The sequence below is a fragment of the bacterium genome (assembly GCA_024224155.1).
Lineage (GTDB): Bacteria > Acidobacteriota > Thermoanaerobaculia > Multivoradales > JAHEKO01 > CALZIK01.
Genome location: JAAENP010000110.1, coordinates 1 through 1,073 on the forward strand (window position 1 = coordinate 1; position 1,073 = coordinate 1,073).

Annotated in this window: 2 protein-coding genes; both read left to right on the plus strand. The window is 65.5% G+C overall.

Translation table 11 applies throughout. The features are described from left to right. Positions 1 to 585 (plus strand): hypothetical protein (locus GY769_06230; protein MCP4201517.1); only part of this gene is annotated, 585 nt, incomplete at its 5' end. Further along, the coding region (locus tag GY769_06235) for a hypothetical protein (protein ID MCP4201518.1) at positions 582 to 1,073 on the plus strand (492 nt) is incomplete at its 3' end. The genes GY769_06230 and GY769_06235, both read left to right, overlap by 4 nt.

The following is a 1,073-nucleotide window of genomic DNA, read 5'->3' on the forward strand; positions in this document are numbered from 1 at the left end:
AACGTCGTCCGGGGCACTCGCATCCAGCCGAATGGTGAGGCCCTCGTGGTCGGCATCTCGAAAGAGAACCTACCGTTCAAGGCTCGTCTGATCACCTACGCCGAGATCCTCGTGGATGCCAACGGCAACGGCGTGGTCGAGCTCAAGCTCGAGAATGCCGTCTCGTCCGGCTCCGTCTGGGCCGTCGCCGATCTCTCTTCGGGCAAATGGCGAGTCGCCGGCCCTGACGGATCGCCCATGCGCAAGAAGCAGGCGCGCGGCGCTGTCGGCCGCGATGGCTTCGGCTCGCTCAACCGGCTGGTCGATCAGACCCAATCTCTGGCGTTCTTTGTCGCTCGAGCCGGGGTCGGCGCCTGGCGCGGGGTCGCCGCAGACGGCGGCCCCACTGATCTTGGAGCTCCGGACGACAGATCCGTCGAGGTGGATCTCGGCGGGTTGCTGCCAATCGGAGCGACGACGGAGTTCGACGAGCTCGCCCCGGGAGATCTCATCCTCGCTTTCCATCCCCAACGACTCGAGTTCAGCGCCGGTCGCGTCCGCGGCAACGGTCTGAGTGACATCACCGACGGGGAGGACGAGCAGTGAAACAGATCAAGACTCTCCCCCGAGCCCTGGCTTCCCTCACTCTCTGGGTCTCGTTGGCGACACTCGCCCCGGCCGCCTTCGGCATGGAGCATCCGAACGAAGCCGTCGGCTTCGCCGCCGGCGGCCTCCAGAGCCTGGCGATCGACCACGTCAGCACCTACAACGGTGGTCTCACGATCTCGGTTCCGGTCGGGCCCTTTTTCCAGCTCATCTACAACAGCCACGTCTGGTCGACGACCGAGAACCTCGGATTCACCGAGGCCTACCTCAATCGCCGCAACAACGCCGGCGTCGGCTGGCGGGCCTCGCTGGGGAAGCTCTACGCCCCCAACTCCTGGTACGGCAACGAGTCCCCGTCCTGGGTCTACGTCGGCCCGGACGGCAGCTCCCACAACTTCTATCAGGACGCCCACTACGGCGAAGCCGACGGCGACGACAACGTCTGGTACACCCGCGACGGCAGCAACCTGCGCATCAAGAACCTCTAC